Here is a 15779-nt window from a genome sequence, read left to right as displayed (position 1 = left end):
TCTTTTGGCGCCTGACATTGAATCGTGGAGAAAATACATGCATCAAACACAACAAACATCGCGCACCTTCCTGCTGGCAGCAAGCTTTGCCGCCGCCGTGGCGCTGGCCCAGCCCGCCATCGCCGCCGACGCCGCGGAACTGGCCCCGCTCGATGCGGCCAACCTGTACATCAAGACCATCATCAATCTGGATGAAGCCAGCGTCGCCAAGCTCAACGCCTACCTGCGCCCCACCCGCCTGGCCGGCCACCAGAGCGCCGAATACGCGTCGTACAGCGACATGAAGGAAGCGGACGCCAAGTTTCCAACGGAAACGGGCAAGCTGATCGCCGACCTGTTCCCCGCGACCATGCGCGCGGCCGTGACGCCGGCCGCCGAATTGCTGGCGGCAAACGTCATCGCCGCCAAGAAGGGCGCCGTGTGCCAGGCCACCAAGGCGGACCCGGTGACGGTGGAAAACGGCATCCAGACGGCCGCCGTCAGCTTCGAATGCCAGATCGTCAAGGTACCGCTGGCATGGGCGCCTGCCGCCCAGCAACTGGCGAAGAGCGGCTGCAAGGCCGAGCAATGCAAGGCCGGCCTGCAAAAGATCGCCGCGACCTACACGAGCTCGCCGAAACAGACCTGGCGCGCCGTGTTTGCCGTCAGCCGCGAAAAGAATTCGGAAGCCTGGCGCAACGATTTCGCGCGTGAAACCTTCGATGAAATCTGGGAATACCTGTAATCCTTCACTCATCCCTAAGGCTGCCGGTGGATAAACCCAAACTGACACCCGTCGCCCAGCCGGCAGGCCTGGCCCTGCTGCGCCTGCTCGATCCCGATCACGTGGACGGTGCGCTGAGCAAGCAGGTACTGGCGCAAGACCTGGCCAGCCTGCACGGCAAGCAATTGCTGGCGCTGCTGCGCCGGCTGCGTGCCGCGCAATCCAACCAGCAGGATTATGCAGGCGCCACCCCAGAGCAGGCCGAGCAGCAGTTCGGCGCCGCCATCGCCGCCGTCAAGGCGGTGCTGGCCACGCGCCCGCACATCCCCAACAAGCAGGAAGCGAAGGCCTTGCGCCAGGCGGCGGCCAAAAAGCGTTAATCGAGGCGCAAGCCGGCCGCCAGCAAGGCCATGCCCTCGCCGAACGCGGGGGCGATGACGCGTACCTCGGCCGGATCGAGGTCGCCGAAGTTGACGTACGCCAGGGCCGGCGTAGTGCCCGCGCGATAATCGAGCAGCAGGCATAGCGGCCCGCCATCGGAACCGATCCCCAGGCACTGGCCGCCCAGGTAGCGCTGCAGTTGATACGCGCCATTCAGCGCCACCAGCTCGCGCGCGGGCCACAGCGACAGCGATTGCCCATCGATATCCCCTGCGCCGCCATCGGACCAGCACAGGAAGTCGTGTAAATCCGGCGGCAACGGCAGGCCCATGGCCTGTTCGATGGCAGCCAGGGATGCCGGCGTGGCGCCAGGACTGGCACGCCAGTACGGCGCGACGGCGGCGATGACTGGGGCAAGACGCATAGAGATGGGTTTCCTTTGAATAGGCGCGCGGCGGGCTGCCTCAGCGCGCCATCATCGGCGGGCGGACGCGGGGCGTCAAGCGGCCATCCAGCCGTGCGCGCAAGCTCGTCGGCCCCCTCCTATAATCTGAGGCTCTATTGTTTCCGCTACAGAAAGTTCCCCATGTCCAAACAATTTCCCCGCCATGTAATCGGTTGCGCCGTATTGGCCTTTTCCGCTTTGGTCGCCATGCAGGCCGTCCATGCCGAAGAGACGGGCCCCATCGACGCGCGCGCCGTGTGGCAGGAAAGCTCGCTGTCGGCTTGCCGCAGCGAAACATCGACCACGGCGCCCGACGTCTGCCTGCTGCGCACCATGAAGCGTACCGGTGCGCCCCCGCAAGCCATCGCCGCCGCCAGGATGCTGGTCGGGGCAAACATGCCAGGCTACATCTCTGCCTGGCGCCCGCTGGGCAAGGTGGCGCTGGCCACCGTCACCTATCCGTTTCGCGCCAACACGAATGAAAGCACCTTGCTGATCGGCAGCGATGGCGCGGCCATCGATGTCGACGAGCACTCCGTGCGCGAGGAAGACCGGGCCACGCCTGCCTGGCAAGCATTTACCGCCGCCCACCCGGACGCCGTGCCGTTCGCGCCCGCCGAGTTCGTCGGCAGCACGGCCACCGGCGATGGCGGCCAGAGCGTGCTGTTTTCCACGCCCCTGATCACCTGCCACGCCTGCGCCGACGATGGCGCGCTGCTGGTCGCCTACACGATCGACAAGGCCGGTATCGTGCGCGAGCGAAAACTATTGACGATCAAGTAAGGCTGCATCAAAGACAAGACAGATGAGATAGAATTGCTTGATGGCATGTCTATACGAGTACATGCCATCGATCCAAACTTACTTATTACAGGAAACCATGCGCCGCTCTTGCCTTGCACTGCACCTTACCGCCGCCCTGCTGCTGTCCAGTCCCTTCCACCTCGCCAATGCCGCGCCCGCCGCTACCGCTTCCTCCAGCGCAGCCACGCCGCTCGTCATCGGCGAAAGTTTCAGCATCGATTCGCAGGCGCTGAAGGAAAAACGCCACATCAATGTGTACATGGCGCGCGCCTGGGATACGCCGCCCGACGCCCCGCTGCCCGTGCTGTACATGCCCGACGGCGGCGTGGCCGAAGACTTTTTGCACGTGGCCGGCTTGCTGCAAGTGTCAGTGGCGAATGGGACGATGCGCCCCTTCATGCTGGTCGGCATGCAAAACACGCAGCGCCGGCGCGACCTGACGGGGCCGACCGGGAATGCGGAAGATCGCAAGATCGCTCCCGTCGTGGGTGGCGCGTCCGCCTACCGGGCCTTCATCCGCGATGAGCTGATGCCGGAAATCAAGCGCCGCTACCGCACGACGGGCGAGACGGCCATCGTCGGCGAATCGCTGGGTGGCCTGTTCGTGGTGGAAACCTATCTGCTGGAACCGCAGCTGTTCGACCATTACGTGGCGTTCGACCCCAGCCTGTGGTGGAATCATGGCGCCCTGCCGCGCCAGGCGGCAGCCCTGCTGGCGAAAGGCACGCCGGGCAAGCACAGCCTGTACCTGGCGTCCAGCAGCGAAGCAGGCATCGCCGTGGAAGTGCAGCGCTTGGCCGACGTGCTGGAAAAACAGGCGCCGCGCGGCTTGCAATGGCATGTGGAAAAGATGCCGGAAGAAACCCACGGCACGATCTATCACCCGGCCGCCCTGAAAGCGTTTCGCAGCGTCTTCAAGCCGGCCACGCCGCCGCAATAAGCAAGACGGCTACGGCGCCGGCAACGCCTGCCCCATCTGCTCGCGCAGCCAGTGCAGCAAGGTGGTGCGGCGCGCATCGCCATCGAATGGCAGCGGCGACAGCAGGAAATAGGCGCTGCCGTCGCGCCGGAAACCGTAGGGCGCGACCAGGCGCCCGCTGTCGAGGTCTTCGCGCGCCATGAAGACTGAGCCGATGGCCACGCCGAGGCCGGCGCAAGCCGCTTGCAGGCTCAGATAGAAGTGCTCGTAGGCCTGGCTGCCGCCCTGGCCGCCGCCGTCGGCATCCTTGCCGGCGGCACGCCAGTGGGCCCAGGCGGCCGGGCGCGACGCCGTGTGCAGCAGGCGCTGCGCGGACAGGTCCAGCCTGCCTTGCCCCAGCAGGGCCGGCGCGCACACGGGCGCGATCCATTCATCGCATACCTTTTCCGCATGCAAGCCCGCATCCCACAGAAAATCGTTGCGGCGCAGCGCCACGTCCACCGCGTCGCGCTGGAACGCCACCGGCCCGCCCGAGGCGAACAGGTGCAGCGGCACCTCGGGATGCCGCTGGTAAAAGTCGCCGAGGCGCGGTATCAGCCATTTCATCGCGATCGTCGGCTCGCACGACACCACCAGCGGCCCCTGGCGCACCGGCTGGCGCACGGCGTCGAGGGCGGCGTCGAGCCGCTCGAACGCTTGCTGGACGGCATCGCGCAGCTGCGCGCCCGCCGGCAGGAGGAACACGCCGCGGTTGCGGCGTTCGAACAGGGGCGTGCCCAGCGACGTTTCCAGCAGGCGGATTTGCCGGCTGACGGCCCCGTGCGTGACGTGCAGCTCCGCGGCCGCCTGGACGAAACTGCCCAGCCTGGCCGCAGCCTCGAAGAACCGCAAGGTGCCCAGCGCCGTCTGTCTAGTCATGATCTGTCACTTTTTCTCACACATATCCGCAAGATATCATCGTTTTTCATGGAACGCCATTCTAGCGATAATTTGTCTTCCGGCAGCCCGCATGCGCGCCGCGCCCTTGCCCAACAGGCGAGAAATACTCACCGATGGCCGTGCGGGCGCCACCACTGCCCAAGGAAGACACATGATTGCATTGCTTGCCGTTGCCCTGATTACCCTGCTGGCCTCCATCGTCCCCGGCCCCGATTTCGCGATGGTCACGCGCAACAGCTATCTGCATGGCCGCCGTGCCGGCCTGCTGGCCGCGCTCGGCATCGCGCTGGGCGTGCAAGTGCACGTGTTCTATACGATGTTTGGCGTAGCGCTGCTCATCGCCGGTTCGCCTGGACTATTTACGGCGATCAAGCTGGCCGGCGCCCTCTACCTGGCCGTGATCGGCTGGAAAACCTGGGCCAACAACGCCGGACTCGTCATCGACCTGCACGGCGGCGCCAGCGTGCCCCGGCGTCAAATCTTGCTCAACGGCTTACTGACCAATGCCCTGAACCCGAAAACGACCCTGTTTGTCATCAGCACCTATACCCAGGTGGTGCAGCCCGGCACGCCGTTGGCAGTCCAGTTCGGCTACGGGCTGTGCATGTCCGCCATCCACCTGGCCTGGTTCGCCCTGGTGGCCGTCTTTTTCTCGCAAGCGCGCTTCCGCATGCGCATGGTCAGCCACCAGCGGAGCATCGACCGGCTGATCGGCGCGGTCCTGATGGCGCTGGGCGCCGCCCTCGTCTGCGCCAACATGGACAAACTGTAATCTGGCGCGGGACGTGCCCGCCACATCCGGCGGGTAAAATCGGCGGCCCTTCTTCACCCCGCCGAGTACAGATATCCATGAGTTTTTTACAATTATTTATTCTTTCCATCGTCCAGGGCTTCGCCGAGCTGCTGCCCGTGTCCAGCTCCGCCCACGTCATCATGGCGGAAAAGCTGATGGGCCTGGACCCGACGTCGCCGGAGCTGACCATGCTGCTGGTGATGCTGCACACGGGCACCATGTTCGCCGTCATCGTGTATTTCTGGAAATCCTGGCGCGCCACGTATTTCAGCTCGGCCACCGCCTTCCGCAGCAATGTGCTGCTGCTCGTGGCCGCCACGGCCCTGACGGGCATCGTCGGCTTCGGCTTGCTGAAAGGCATTACGCACGTCATGAGCAAGGATGCGCCCGGCTTTGAAATCGAGCACCTGTTCGGCAACGCGAAACTGATGGCCGCCGCCCTGGCCGCCGCAGGCGTGCTGATCATTGTGTCGTCGCGCCTGCAGGCGCGCCAGCATGGCACCTTGTCCATCGGCAAGGCAATGGTGATCGGCGCCGTGCAGGGACTGTGCCTGCCATTCCGGGGCTTTTCCCGCTCGGGCGCCACCATTTCCGCCGGCATCGCCATGGGCGTGCCGCAGCGCCGCGCGGAAGAATTCAGCTTCGCCCTGGCCGTCGTGCTGACGCCGGCCGTGCTGGTCAAGGAAGGCTGGCGCTTCTACCAGGCCGTGGCAAACGGCAGCCTCGACCATCTGGAACACGGCAACAGCCTGCTGCACCTGCTCGGCCCCAGCCTGCTGGGCATGCTGCTGTCGTTCCTGGCCGGCTTGCTGGCCCTGCTCTGGCTGTCGCGCTGGCTGGAACAGGGGCGCTGGCATTTCTTTGGCGCATATTGCCTGGTCGCTTCCTTGATCGTCTTGTACGTAGGGTAAAATCGCCGGGTTTGCGTTAAACGCCTATAAAACCTACTGCGCGTCGTGATTTACGGCCTGCGATGCTCACTGTACCTGCGTACAGTTGCGCTTCTCGACCGCAACTCCCTTCCGCTCGCTACGGTTTTCTTCGGCGTTGCTGCTTTATTATCCCAGCCAGGTTTTACTGAAAGCCAACGATGAATTTCGCCGCCACCGCCGCCCTCTCGCTTGCCATGTCCACCGATGCCTTCGCGGCCGCCGTGGGCAAGGGCGCCGCCCTGCACAAGCCGCAATGGCGCGAAGCGCTGCGCACGGGGCTGATCTTTGGCGTCATCGAAGCCATCACGCCCATCATCGGCTGGGCCCTGGGCAGCGTGGCCGCGCCCTACGTGGAAGCGTGGGATCACTGGATCGCCTTCAGCCTGCTGGGCATCATCGGCTTGCTGATGATACGCAATGCCCTTTCCGATGCCGACGAAGAAGAAGCGCCGGCCCAGTCGCACTCGTTCTGGGTGCTGGCCGTGACGGGCCTGGCCACCAGCATCGACGCCATGGTGGTGGGCGCGGGCCTGGCTTTGCTGGGCGCCAACATCGTCGTGACGGCCGCCGCCATCGGCTTTTCCACCTTCGTCATGGTCACCCTGGGCGTGATGCTGGGCCGCGTGCTGGGCACGGTGGCGGGCCGGCGCGCCGAGCTGGTGGGCGGCCTGGTGCTGATCGTCATCGGCTGCGTGATCCTGTACGAGCATCTCGGCCATCCGGCCTGAGGCCGGGCAAGGCCTGCGCACGCCATGGCCGGCGGCGCAGGCGACGCGCCACTTTGTGCTACATTCAAGGCTCTGCATTCCTGTCTCGCAAGGTGACCATCATGGAAACTCTGGAGCTGCTTTTTGCCGCGCTGGTGCGCGAAACGGCCGAATCGATACGCGACCACCACGTCCCTTTTGCCATCAAACACGACGAGCGCGCCTATTTCGAGTGGATGGACGGGCACCCGATCAATGGCTATATCCAGGAAGCGTATCGGGAGATCGAAGAAACGGCCCAGCAAATCCGTGCCATCCGCGCGGGGTGATGACGGCAGCCGCAAGCTACTGCGCGGGGCGCTTTGCGGCTGGCGATGCTCACGGCACGTCAGTGCGGTTGCGCTTCTCAGCCACACATCCGCTACGCTTGCGACAAGCGCCGAGACCTGCGTCGAATCGTGGCTTGAAATGGCGGTCTTGATTCAGGTCAAACACTCTGCTGTTCCTATCGAATTGATGGCCCAATGCCGTGACAATGGAATTGGAGGCGGGAGACATGGATCAGGAACAAAAACACCAGATCAGGGGTTATGAATTTCATGTGACGGGGGCGCTGGAGAAGGATGGGCGCTACCGGGGCATGATCTTGATCAGCAAACGCGGCGATACCTTGCAGGCGTATGCCAAGCCCGTGCTGATTGAAACGCCGAGCAGTTTCAAATCCGTGCATGCGGCCTTGATCGAGGCCTCGGCGTACGCCCAGGAACTCATCTATAACGGCGCCATCAAGGCGCTGCTGCCGGCCGAGGTGCCGCTCGCGGATACGCAGGCCGGTACACAGGCCGGTACGCAGGCGCCGCAGCCGCCGGATTTCGTCGGCAACTGACGCCGGCAAGCCAAACCGGCGCCCCGGGCGCGCGTATAATGACGCGCTTTCCCGGATGAAAACTCAGCACCATGGAATATGTGAACTTGCCGCTGCTCTTCCTCGTCGGCTGCGCCCTGATTGCCTTGTTGGCCAAGAAAAATGGCTATTCGTGGTACCTGTTCTTTTTCGCGATTGCCGTGCCCGCTCCCCTGTTGCTGCTGGCCTTGCCCCATGTGCTGGGCGTGGAGATCGCTTCCCTGACTTCCGTACGGCTGGGCGCCGCCCTGCTGCTGCCGTTCGCGGGCTTGCTGCTGGCCCTGCGGGGAAAGCGCTAAGGCCGCTTCAGCGTACCGGTATGCCATCGGCCAAACGCCAGCCGACGGACAGCGCCAGTTGCTGCGCCTCTTTTTCATTGCTGCAATCGTCGTAATCGCAGGTGTCCGCATATGCGCCGCACGCCTGGTTCTGGCTGACATACGAGCCGACCCAGCGGCCATCGCGGCGCTGGCTGGCCGTGGCGCTGATGGTAAAACCTTTGTGGATGGTGGGATTTTCAAAAGGCATAATTCCTCCGATGCAAGAAGCGTCAGGGACCTGACTGGTTTCCACTGTGCGCCTTGCGGCCGCCCACGTCTGTACGTTTGACCACACTCACGAAAAGGGCACGCGCCGCGCTCGCGCCGGCAGGCGATCGGGTATGATTTTCCCATGTGTGGACGATTCGATCAAAATGACACGGCGCGCGTGCTGGCGTCATCCTTCGGCTGGACCGACGCGGTGTTCGACAGCGAGGCGGAAGCGCACCTGAACGTCTCGCCCGGCACCTACCGGCCCATCCTGCACATCCAGGATGGCGTGCACCGGGTCGACGATGTCTTCTGGGGCTACCGCCCCGCCTGGGCCGCCGCGGCCACGCCCGCTCCCGGCAAGAAAAAAATCCCCATCGCCATCAATGCCCGCCTGGAAAAGCTCGCCGGCGCCTACTGGAAACCCTTGCTGCGCGCGGGGCGCGGCATCGTCTGCGTTTCCGGCTGGTATGAATGGACGGGTGAGAAAGGCGGCAAGCAGCCGTGGCACATCCACCGCAAGGACCGCGCGCCCCTGTTCCTGCTGGCGCTGGCCCAGTTCGGTCCCTACAAGGTCAATCGGGAAGAAGCGGGCTTCGTACTGGTGACGGCCGACAGCATGGGCGGCATGGTCGACATCCACGACCGCCGCCCCGTGGCCGTCAGCAGGGAAGACGCGCACCGCTGGCTGGACCCCGCCCTGACGCCCGAGCAGGCGCTGCACCTGGCGCGCACCTGCATGCTCGACGTGGACTTGTTCGAATGGCATGCCGTCGACAATCCGCTGGTGCCGTCCGCCAGGGCCAAGCCGCCGCCGGCCGCGGCGCAAAGTGCATTCGACTGGGGTACGGATTAAGGCAGGCGCGCCAGGCTGCGCCACAGCGCTTCCATGGGACCTTGCCTGAAATGGCGCAGCCAGTAGCGGCTCAGCAGCACCTGCCCCGCCATCATCACGACCGCCAGGCCCAGCATCTCGGCGGGACGCAGTGTTGCGCCCCAGCCCAGGCCCGGCCCCTGCAGCAGCCAGGTGCCGATCAGCGATTGCAGCAGGTAATTGCTCAGCGCCATGCGTCCCACGGGCGCCAGCCATGCGCCGAGCCAGCGCAGCATGAAGGGGCCGGCCAGCATCAGCGCGGCCACATAGCCGGCCGCCAGCACGGGTCCGCCGGCGAACAGGCCCACTTCGAACAGGGCCGTGTCAAACACGGTTTGATACGGATCGGCCACCTGCCACGCGACGGCTCCCGCCGCCAGCAGGTTGAACGGCAAGCCCGCTCCCAGTCCCACGGCACGCACCCGCCGCCACAGGCGCTGGTGGCGCTGCGGCTGCGTCAGCCAGCCGAAACGCACGGACAAGATGCCCAGCAAGAACAGCACGATGATATGCGGCAACATGACGGCCGAGTACAGCAAGGACACGAGGAAATCGTTGGCCCGCAGCCTGGCGACTGCCCATGCGCCGCCCTGCGTGTAGACCGCGTAGCGCTCCGCAAAGGCTTGCAGGTCGCGCGCGATGTCCGGCGCGCCACCCTGCTGGCCCACAGGAATCAACAGGCACATGAATAATAGAAAACCGGCCGCCACCAGCCAGGCGCGGTTGCGCACGCGGCTGAGCCTGGCGGACAGCAGGGGCAGGACCAGCATGCCGGCGACGGCATACGAGGTCAGCACGTCGCCGCTCCAGATGCAGAAGCCGTGCAGCAGGCCGAACACGAGCAGCCAGCGCAAACGGCGCCGGTAAGCCGCTTGCGCCGCCTCCCAGCTCCCCAGCTGGCGCCGCAGGGAACGTGTCTGCAAGGCAAAACCGGCGCCGAACAGAAAGGCGAAGATGGGGTAAAACTTGAATTGCGCCAACGCCGCCACGCCAAAAATGACGAGCTGGTCGAGCACGGGCGGCTGCGCCGGCAAGGTGCCGTAGCGCAAGGACAGGCTGCCCCAGGCGAACGACCAGATATTCACCAGCAAGATGCCAAACACGGCGATGCCGCGCAACACATCGAGCTGCAGCAGGCGTCCGGGCTTGGCGCCCACGGAGTGCAGGACGTTCAGGGGCGCGCCAGGGTCGGGTAATCGCCCACCTGCAGGCTGAAACCGGACGCATCCGATTGCAGCCGCGCCTGGCCGCCGAACGGCAAGGTGACGCGGCGGCGGATGTGGCCGAATTCCAGTCCCGTCAGCACGGGCACGGGCAGGCGCTCGCGCACGTAGGCCAGCATGGCGTCGACATCGTAGCCCTTGTCCATGGGGCTCAGTTTATAGCCGGAAAAGTCACCGAGCACGACCGCTTGCTGGCGCTGGATCACGCCCGCGTGCAGCAGTTGCAGCAGCATGCGCTCAACCCGATATGGGTGTTCGTTGACGTCTTCCAGGAACAGGATGCCGCCATCGATCTGGGGGAAATATGGCGTGCCCAGCAAGTGAACCAGCATGGCCAGATTGCCGCCCCACAGTTGCCCGCTCAGCTCGACCTGCGGATTGCCCGCCGCCGCGCCCGCGACCGTGTGCGTGGGACCGGCCAGGCACGACCATAGTTGATCCAGCGTAAATTGCTCGGGCTCGTCGCGGATAAAATCATCGCAGATCATGGGGCCGGCAAAGCTGGCGCGCCCCGTTTTTGCCAGCAAGCCCATGTGGAAGGCCGTAAAATCGCTGTAGCCGACAAACAGCTTGCCGCTGTCCGCCATGCGGTCGAAATCGATATCGGGCAGGATGCGGCTGATGCCGTAGCTGCCGCGCAAGGCGATCACCACCTGCACGGCCGGGTCGGCGGCCGCCGCGTTCAGCTGCGCCAGGCGGCCCGCATCCGTGCCGCCGAAGCGCTGGAATGTGCGGTCGGGGTCGTAGTAATTGTGGACGGTGGCGCCTTGCGCCTGCAAGCGGGCGATGCCGCGCGCCAAAGCCGCCTCGTCGGGCGCACAACCGCCCGGCGCGACGATGGCGATGCCAATCTCAGGTGTCTTCAAAATATGCCTGGCTAGTCAAGTGGTGGGCGCGCCTGGCTCAAGCTGGCTGGGAGCGCATCTGGGGCGCCATCTTACCTTGCAGATGCACATCGATCAAGGCGAGCAGGCGCTCGATCAGCTGGGGCGGCATGTCGTGCCCCATGCCTTCGATCACTTCCAGCCGGGCGCCGGGGATCAGCGCCGCCGTATCGATGCCGCAGGCGACGGGGATCAAGGGGTCGGCCGCGCCATGGATCACCAGCGCCGGACAACTGATGCTTGGCAGCAAGGCCGTGCGCTCGCCCGAGGCGGCGATCGCCACCATTTGCCGCGCCACGCCTTCGGGGCAACTGCCCCGCTGCAGTGCCGCTTCGATACGCTGGTACAGCAGTTTTTCCGACACGGGATAAGCGGGACTGCCGATCACGCGCACGGTGGCGGCCATGTGCGCCATCAGTTCGGCGCGGCTGGCGTTGCGTTTCGAGCGTTGCAGCAGCGCATTGCGCGCGGCCCGCGTGGGGCCGGGCAAGCCGCGCCGGCCGCTGCTCGACATGATGGAGGTCAGGCTGAGCACCTGCAGCGGCGCGCGCGCCGCCATCACTTGCGCGATCATGCCGCCCATCGACACGCCGATCACGTGCGCCTGGGCAATCCGCAGGGATGCCAGCAAGCCCAGCGCATCGTCCGCCATGTCATCGAGGGTGTAGGAAGTCTTGAGGGGCCAGCCCAGCAGGTTTTTCACGTAGGCCAGCGGCAGATACGGCTTGCCCGCCAGCGCCATCTTGCTCGACAGGCCGCTGTCGCGGTTGTCGAAACGCACCACCCGGAAGCCTTGCTCGACGATGCCTTCGACGAAGTCCGCCGGCCAGGCGATCAGTTGCATGCCCAGGCCCATGACCAGCAGCACGCACGGGTCATCGGGGTTGCCGTGGCTCTCATAAGCTATGTTGAGGCCGTTCGCCATGATGGTTGCCATGATTGCCTCTCTTCAGGAACCAGCACGCAGGCACGATCGCTGCGGCCTTGCAATCAGCATACCACTATTGTGCTTCAGACATGAGACCGGCACGCGGTACACAAGCTGAAGTGTTGCCGCGCCGGTACGGCGCGCGGCAACCGTGCAGAATCATCGCTACTGCTTACTTGGCCTTAGGCAAGGAATCGGCCAGGTCCACCCAGCTTTGCGGCTGCGGTTTGCCGCGCTCGCGCACGCCGAAGAAGGAGACCACTTGCGTGCCATCGTTGTCGAAGAACTCGACGGAAGTGACGCCGCCGCGCTTGACGATCCAGCCGCTGCGCAGGGCCGTGTCGCGGATATGCAGGTTGAAGTCCGGGTCCAGCACGTTGAAGAAGCCGCCGGCGGCCATGGTTTTCCCGATCTTGCCGCTGTAGATCTGCGTCAAGCCTTCATTGCCCAGGAACACCATAATGGCGACCTTGTCCTTGGCCGCGTTTTCCAGCAGGGTGCGCAGCGCCGCTGGCGTCACGCGTTCGACCACGCCGGCCGGCGCCAGGCGCAGGGCCTGTTCGCGCGACAGGTGGAATTCGCGCATGATTTGCGCAAACTGGTGCACGTCCGTCATGTCTTTCCAGGCCAGCTGGAATTCCTTGACGTCGATCTCGGCATCCGGCTTTTCCGCCGCTTTCGGCGCCACGGCCAGCACGTTCAGCTCCGCGCTTTGCTGGGGCATGCGGAAGGTGGCCACCAATTTATCGTAGACGGCCACGCCCGGCTCGTTGCGCAGGTAGATCTTGTGCACGGCCGTGCCGTTGGCGTCGAAGAATTGCAGGCTGCGCGTCGGCTTGCCATCGCGGCCTGCTTGTTCTACCGCAAATGCGTATTTCCAGTTTTCAAAGTGGAAACGCAGGTCGATCTGGCCGCCCAGATAACCGCCCGCGATATTGCGCTGGCGCGCTTCCGTTTCCGGGTCCTTGGCGTCGGCCTGCTCGGACTTGTCGCCCGCCTGCTTGAATTTGCTGGCGACGCCCGTCGTTTCGATGACGCCGTTTTCATTGCGCGTGATCGCTTGCACGGTGCCCAGGTCCAGCGCGGCGCGCATGATTTCGCGCGGCTGGTTGCCGTCGGCCTGCAGGCGCGTGACACCCTTGCCGATGTTGGTTGCCAGCAATTGCGCTTCGGATACACCCAGCGCGCGCGCCGCGTCGCGGATCTGCAGCTTCGGCTGCTCCGTGCGCAAGGTGGACCAGCGTTCCGCCAAAGTGGCTGGGGCCGCGTATGCGTTTGCGATCAGCAGGCTGCCTAGCAGGGATAGAACGAGTTTGGATAACTTCATAGAGAGACCATTCAATCAAACATGGAAAAAAAGAGGGGCAAGCACCCCTCCCCGGTAAAAATCAATAGTTGACGCTGAGGCTGGCGGCGACGTTGCGGCCCGGCTTGGCGTAGCGCTCGATCTCCAGGCGGCTGGCAGCCGTGGTGCCGGCGGCCAGGCTGCGCGCGGCGGCGTAATCCCAGTACTTGCGATCCGTCAAGTTGTACACGCCGACGATGATCTTGGCGTTCTTGTGCACGTTCCAGTAGGTCGACAGGTCGAAGATGGTGTACGACGGCACCTTGAAGAGCGGCGCGGTCCCGCCCATCAGCAAATCGTTCGGCGCCTGTTTCTCGCCGGCATGCAGCGCCGTCAGTTCCAGGCCGAACAACTTGTTCGTATGGTCATAGCCGAAGGTCAGCGCCGTCTTGGCCGGCGCCACCGAGGCCAGGCCGCCGCTCTCGCCCGTCAGGGTATTGAAGGAGCGGCCCTTGGCCACGCCCGTGGCCAGGTCGACGCGGTAGCCCTGCATGGCCGGCAACCAGGTTCCCAACTCCGCGCGCAGGCTCAGCTCGGCGCCCCAGGTGCGCGCATTGCCGATGTTTTCCGGACGGAACAGGCCCAGGGTGAGGGTCGGGTAATTCACCGGATCCAGCTCTTGCGCCACGTACTCGATCATGTTCTTGTACTCCGTCTGGTAGACGGACGCCTGCATGCTCAAGCCCCTGGTCACGTCGCCTTTAAGCCCCAGTTCATACGCCTTGCTGGTTTCCTTGCCCAGATTCGGATTGCCCAGCACGGCATAGCCATTCCCCGTGCCCGTATAGCTGATGGAATCATAGGTACCCGTGCGTTCGATCGCCGTCGGCAGGCGCGTGCCGCGCGTGAACGTGGCGTAGGCTTGCATTTGCGGCAGCACTTCCACGGACAGGCTCAGGCTCGGCGTGAAGTAGGAATCGCTCTCCTTGCGCACTTCCTTGGCCGCATTCGGCACGCCGATCAGGTAGTTTTGCAGGTTTTTCGGCTCCAGCTTGCGGTAGTCGGCACGCAGGCCCGGCGTCAGCACGGCTTTCTTGCCGCCCAGGTCGAAACTGAGGTCGTCGCGCACGTACAGGGCCAGCTTGGTGGCATCCATGTCGGCCATGCGGTTCTTGCGCGTGATCTGGTGCTCGCCCGTGGCGATGAGGGTGCGGTCTTCCATCCAGGGGCGGCGCGATTTGGCCTGTTCCAGCTGCACGCCGTACAGCAGCGCGTTGTCGGCGTTGAGCTGCTTGAACGCTTCCGAGGTCAGGCCGATGCTGTCATTCTTGAAGCTGGTGTCGATGGCGCGCTGGGAGTTGCCGCGGTAGACATAGCGGCCTTTGCTCTTGTCCTCGATCTTCGCATTCTGCAGATAGACTTTCGAGGTCAGGCGGTCGAACAGGGCGAAATCCTTCAGCACCACCTCGTGGCCCAGGCTGACGCGGGTGCGCTTGGTGGTGGAATCCTGCTGCACGCCGTCCGGGTACATGGCGCTGACTTTATTGTTGAGGTCGCGCTTGTTCTTGCGTTCGAACATGTCGACCGTCAAGTCCAGCTTTTGTTCGCCCGGCAAGGCCCACACCAGCTTCGACAGCAAGGCGTTCGAATGCCAGTCATCCGGGTTGACGGTGGCGCTGCCGCGGCTGTCCAGCTGCTCGCCATCGCGGTGCACGTACACGGCCAGGCCTTGCAGATTGGCGCCGATCTTGGCGGCGCCCGTCAGGGTGTGCGCATTGCTGCGGTCCACCGTGGCGCGGCCGTATTTATACGCCACATAATGGTCCACCCCTTCGCCCAGGTAATCTTCGGGCGACTTGGTGATGAAGGCCACGCCGCCGCCCAGGCCGGGATTGGCGCCGCTGACGGCCGTCGTGCCCGAATCGATGCGCACTTCGCGGAAAGTTTCTGGATCAAAATAATCGCGGCCCATGCCGAAGGCGTTCATGTTACTGCTGTCCGGCTTGGGTGCCGCGTCGGGCAGGGAAATGCCGTCGAGTTCCAGGCTGACCCGGTTGCCTTCCAGGCCGCGGATGTTGTAACCGGTATTGCCCGCGCCATCCCACATGCCGCCGCCGCCCGAGGCCGCCATTGACGTGCTGATCAGCGGCTGATAGCGCACGACGCCGGCCATGTCCGTCACGTTGCGGCGCTCCAGGTCGTCGCTGCGGATCACCGTCTTGGTGCCCGCGCGGCGCTCGTAATCCTGTTTGGCGTTCACGACGATTTCCGGGAAGACAGGCAGCTTGGCCGGTTCCTGCGCGGCCGTGCCTGCATTGATGGCGGCGTTTTGCGCGGCCACGGGCAGCAGCGGCGCGGCGAACAGGCCCAGCAAGGCTGCGCGCAGCACCAGGTTATGGCGGCGGACAGGCAGGTGAGCTGGGGATACGACGGGTGCAGCGAGGCGCTGCGTAGGCACAGTAGTCATGATGATCCGGTGGAAGAGTAAAGGCTGGCTCTTGAACCCGGATCGATAACGAAAGTGTTAA

The 15779-nt window shown here is 64.6% G+C and carries 19 protein-coding genes; 11 read left to right on the top strand and 8 right to left on the bottom strand.

Annotated elements, in window-relative coordinates; all coding sequences use genetic code 11:
* The first annotated feature begins 37 nt into the window (after positions 1 to 37).
* Together OX460_RS04390 and OX460_RS04385 are read left to right on the top strand one after the other, a co-directional pair.
* On the top strand, positions 38 to 724 hold the full coding sequence (locus OX460_RS04390) for a hypothetical protein (RefSeq protein WP_289897807.1): 687 nt from the start codon (positions 38 to 40) through the stop codon (positions 722 to 724).
* A gap of 26 nt (positions 725 to 750) precedes the next feature.
* The gene (locus tag OX460_RS04385) at positions 751 to 1083 is read left to right on the top strand and encodes a hypothetical protein (RefSeq protein ID WP_099667867.1); all 333 of its coding nucleotides are present in this window, start codon (positions 751 to 753) and stop codon (positions 1081 to 1083) included.
* On the opposite strand, the gene OX460_RS04380 is transcribed toward OX460_RS04385, so the two are convergent.
* Complete coding sequence (locus OX460_RS04380) at positions 1080 to 1508, bottom strand: SMI1/KNR4 family protein (protein WP_289897806.1); 429 nt, start codon at positions 1506 to 1508, stop codon at positions 1080 to 1082. The genes OX460_RS04385 and OX460_RS04380 overlap by 4 nt on opposite strands.
* 162 nt (positions 1509 to 1670) lie before the next feature.
* Between OX460_RS04380 and OX460_RS04375 the strand changes: the two genes are divergently transcribed.
* Positions 1671 to 2312, top strand: coding sequence for a hypothetical protein (locus tag OX460_RS04375; protein WP_289897805.1), 642 nt, complete (start codon positions 1671 to 1673; stop codon positions 2310 to 2312).
* 97 nt (positions 2313 to 2409) lie between these two features.
* Positions 2410 to 3273: an alpha/beta hydrolase-fold protein gene (locus OX460_RS04370; RefSeq protein WP_289897804.1), complete on the top strand. Its 864-nt coding sequence runs from the start codon at positions 2410 to 2412 to the stop codon at positions 3271 to 3273.
* A 9-nt stretch (positions 3274 to 3282) separates the two neighbouring features.
* Here OX460_RS04370 and OX460_RS04365 read toward each other — a convergent pair whose 3' ends face one another.
* Entirely contained in the window at positions 3283 to 4170 is an 888-nt protein-coding gene (locus OX460_RS04365; protein ID WP_289897803.1) for a LysR substrate-binding domain-containing protein, read from the bottom strand.
* A 172-nt stretch (positions 4171 to 4342) separates the two neighbouring features.
* Here OX460_RS04365 and OX460_RS04360 point away from each other — a divergent pair, with 172 nt between their 5' ends.
* The 6 genes from OX460_RS04360 (at position 4343) to OX460_RS04335 (ending at position 7826) form a co-directional block, all read left to right on the top strand.
* The gene (locus OX460_RS04360; protein ID WP_289897802.1) at positions 4343 to 4963 is read left to right on the top strand and encodes a LysE family transporter; all 621 of its coding nucleotides are present in this window, start codon (positions 4343 to 4345) and stop codon (positions 4961 to 4963) included.
* Positions 4964 to 5040: 77 nt separating this feature from the next.
* Entirely contained in the window at positions 5041 to 5895 is an 855-nt protein-coding gene (locus tag OX460_RS04355) for an undecaprenyl-diphosphate phosphatase (protein ID WP_289897801.1), read from the top strand.
* A 179-nt stretch (positions 5896 to 6074) separates the two neighbouring features.
* Positions 6075 to 6644 carry a manganese efflux pump MntP gene (mntP, locus tag OX460_RS04350; RefSeq protein WP_289897800.1) on the top strand — a complete coding sequence of 190 codons (570 nt, stop codon included), beginning with the start codon at positions 6075 to 6077 and terminating at the stop codon, positions 6642 to 6644.
* A gap of 101 nt (positions 6645 to 6745) precedes the next feature.
* Positions 6746 to 6952, top strand: a complete 207-nt coding sequence (locus OX460_RS04345) for a hypothetical protein (protein ID WP_289897799.1) — start codon at positions 6746 to 6748, stop codon at positions 6950 to 6952.
* Positions 6953 to 7179: 227 nt separating this feature from the next.
* Entirely contained in the window at positions 7180 to 7509 is a 330-nt protein-coding gene (locus tag OX460_RS04340) for a hypothetical protein (protein WP_289897798.1), read from the top strand.
* Positions 7510 to 7580: 71 nt separating this feature from the next.
* Positions 7581 to 7826, top strand: coding sequence for a hypothetical protein (locus OX460_RS04335; RefSeq protein ID WP_289897797.1), 246 nt, complete (start codon positions 7581 to 7583; stop codon positions 7824 to 7826).
* Between the two features lie 7 nt (positions 7827 to 7833).
* On the opposite strand, the gene OX460_RS04330 is transcribed toward OX460_RS04335, so the two are convergent.
* Positions 7834 to 8055 carry a hypothetical protein gene (locus OX460_RS04330; protein WP_289897796.1) on the bottom strand — a complete coding sequence of 74 codons (222 nt, stop codon included), beginning with the start codon at positions 8053 to 8055 and terminating at the stop codon, positions 7834 to 7836.
* 144 nt (positions 8056 to 8199) lie between these two features.
* On the opposite strand from OX460_RS04330, the gene OX460_RS04325 reads away from it, so the two are divergent.
* Positions 8200 to 8913 (top strand): SOS response-associated peptidase family protein, encoded by a 714-nt coding sequence (locus OX460_RS04325; protein WP_289897795.1) that lies wholly within the window; start codon positions 8200 to 8202, stop codon positions 8911 to 8913.
* Here the strand turns inward: OX460_RS04325 and OX460_RS04320 are convergent.
* The 5 genes from OX460_RS04320 to OX460_RS04300 form a co-directional block, all read right to left on the bottom strand.
* Complete coding sequence (locus OX460_RS04320) at positions 8910 to 10088, bottom strand: DUF418 domain-containing protein (protein ID WP_289897794.1); 1179 nt, start codon at positions 10086 to 10088, stop codon at positions 8910 to 8912. The genes OX460_RS04325 and OX460_RS04320 overlap by 4 nt on opposite strands.
* Positions 10089 to 10102: 14 nt before the next feature.
* Positions 10103 to 11020 carry a muramoyltetrapeptide carboxypeptidase gene (ldcA, locus tag OX460_RS04315; RefSeq protein WP_289897793.1) on the bottom strand — a complete coding sequence of 306 codons (918 nt, stop codon included), beginning with the start codon at positions 11018 to 11020 and terminating at the stop codon, positions 10103 to 10105.
* A 37-nt stretch (positions 11021 to 11057) separates the two neighbouring features.
* Positions 11058 to 11975, bottom strand: coding sequence for an alpha/beta hydrolase (locus OX460_RS04310; RefSeq protein ID WP_289897792.1), 918 nt, complete (start codon positions 11973 to 11975; stop codon positions 11058 to 11060).
* Positions 11976 to 12138: 163 nt separating this feature from the next.
* Positions 12139 to 13293, bottom strand: a complete 1155-nt coding sequence (locus tag OX460_RS04305; RefSeq protein WP_289897791.1) for a ChuX/HutX family heme-like substrate-binding protein — start codon at positions 13291 to 13293, stop codon at positions 12139 to 12141.
* Between the two features lie 61 nt (positions 13294 to 13354).
* Entirely contained in the window at positions 13355 to 15718 is a 2364-nt protein-coding gene (locus OX460_RS04300) for a TonB-dependent hemoglobin/transferrin/lactoferrin family receptor (RefSeq protein ID WP_289897790.1), read from the bottom strand.
* Between the last annotated feature and the right edge of the window lie 61 nt (positions 15719 to 15779).

The sequence above is a fragment of the Janthinobacterium sp. SUN033 genome, assembly GCF_030397595.1.
GTDB lineage: Bacteria > Pseudomonadota > Gammaproteobacteria > Burkholderiales > Burkholderiaceae_D > Janthinobacterium > Janthinobacterium kumbetense.
This window is presented reverse-complemented; position numbering and strand designations above follow the sequence as displayed.

What these genes read in the sequence shown, in the direction of transcription:
- OX460_RS04370 (WP_289897804.1), top strand. Translation starts at nt 2,410, where the DNA reads ATGCGCCGCTCTTGCCTTGCACTGCACCTTACCGCCGCCCTGCTGCTG.
- OX460_RS04365 (WP_289897803.1), bottom strand. Translation starts at nt 4,170, where the DNA reads ATGACTAGACAGACGGCGCTGGGCACCTTGCGGTTCTTCGAGGCTGCG.
- OX460_RS04345 (WP_289897799.1), top strand. Translation starts at nt 6,746, where the DNA reads ATGGAAACTCTGGAGCTGCTTTTTGCCGCGCTGGTGCGCGAAACGGCC.
- OX460_RS04330 (WP_289897796.1), bottom strand. Translation starts at nt 8,055, where the DNA reads ATGCCTTTTGAAAATCCCACCATCCACAAAGGTTTTACCATCAGCGCC.
- OX460_RS04355 (WP_289897801.1), top strand. Translation starts at nt 5,041, where the DNA reads ATGAGTTTTTTACAATTATTTATTCTTTCCATCGTCCAGGGCTTCGCC.
- OX460_RS04360 (WP_289897802.1), top strand. Translation starts at nt 4,343, where the DNA reads ATGATTGCATTGCTTGCCGTTGCCCTGATTACCCTGCTGGCCTCCATC.
- OX460_RS04305 (WP_289897791.1), bottom strand. Translation starts at nt 13,293, where the DNA reads ATGAAGTTATCCAAACTCGTTCTATCCCTGCTAGGCAGCCTGCTGATC.
- OX460_RS04390 (WP_289897807.1), top strand. Translation starts at nt 38, where the DNA reads ATGCATCAAACACAACAAACATCGCGCACCTTCCTGCTGGCAGCAAGC.
- OX460_RS04340 (WP_289897798.1), top strand. Translation starts at nt 7,180, where the DNA reads ATGGATCAGGAACAAAAACACCAGATCAGGGGTTATGAATTTCATGTG.
- OX460_RS04325 (WP_289897795.1), top strand. Translation starts at nt 8,200, where the DNA reads ATGTGTGGACGATTCGATCAAAATGACACGGCGCGCGTGCTGGCGTCA.
- OX460_RS04375 (WP_289897805.1), top strand. Translation starts at nt 1,671, where the DNA reads ATGTCCAAACAATTTCCCCGCCATGTAATCGGTTGCGCCGTATTGGCC.
- OX460_RS04335 (WP_289897797.1), top strand. Translation starts at nt 7,581, where the DNA reads ATGGAATATGTGAACTTGCCGCTGCTCTTCCTCGTCGGCTGCGCCCTG.
- OX460_RS04300 (WP_289897790.1), bottom strand. Translation starts at nt 15,718, where the DNA reads ATGACTACTGTGCCTACGCAGCGCCTCGCTGCACCCGTCGTATCCCCA.
- OX460_RS04310 (WP_289897792.1), bottom strand. Translation starts at nt 11,975, where the DNA reads ATGGCAACCATCATGGCGAACGGCCTCAACATAGCTTATGAGAGCCAC.
- mntP (WP_289897800.1), top strand. Translation starts at nt 6,075, where the DNA reads ATGAATTTCGCCGCCACCGCCGCCCTCTCGCTTGCCATGTCCACCGAT.
- OX460_RS04380 (WP_289897806.1), bottom strand. Translation starts at nt 1,508, where the DNA reads ATGCGTCTTGCCCCAGTCATCGCCGCCGTCGCGCCGTACTGGCGTGCC.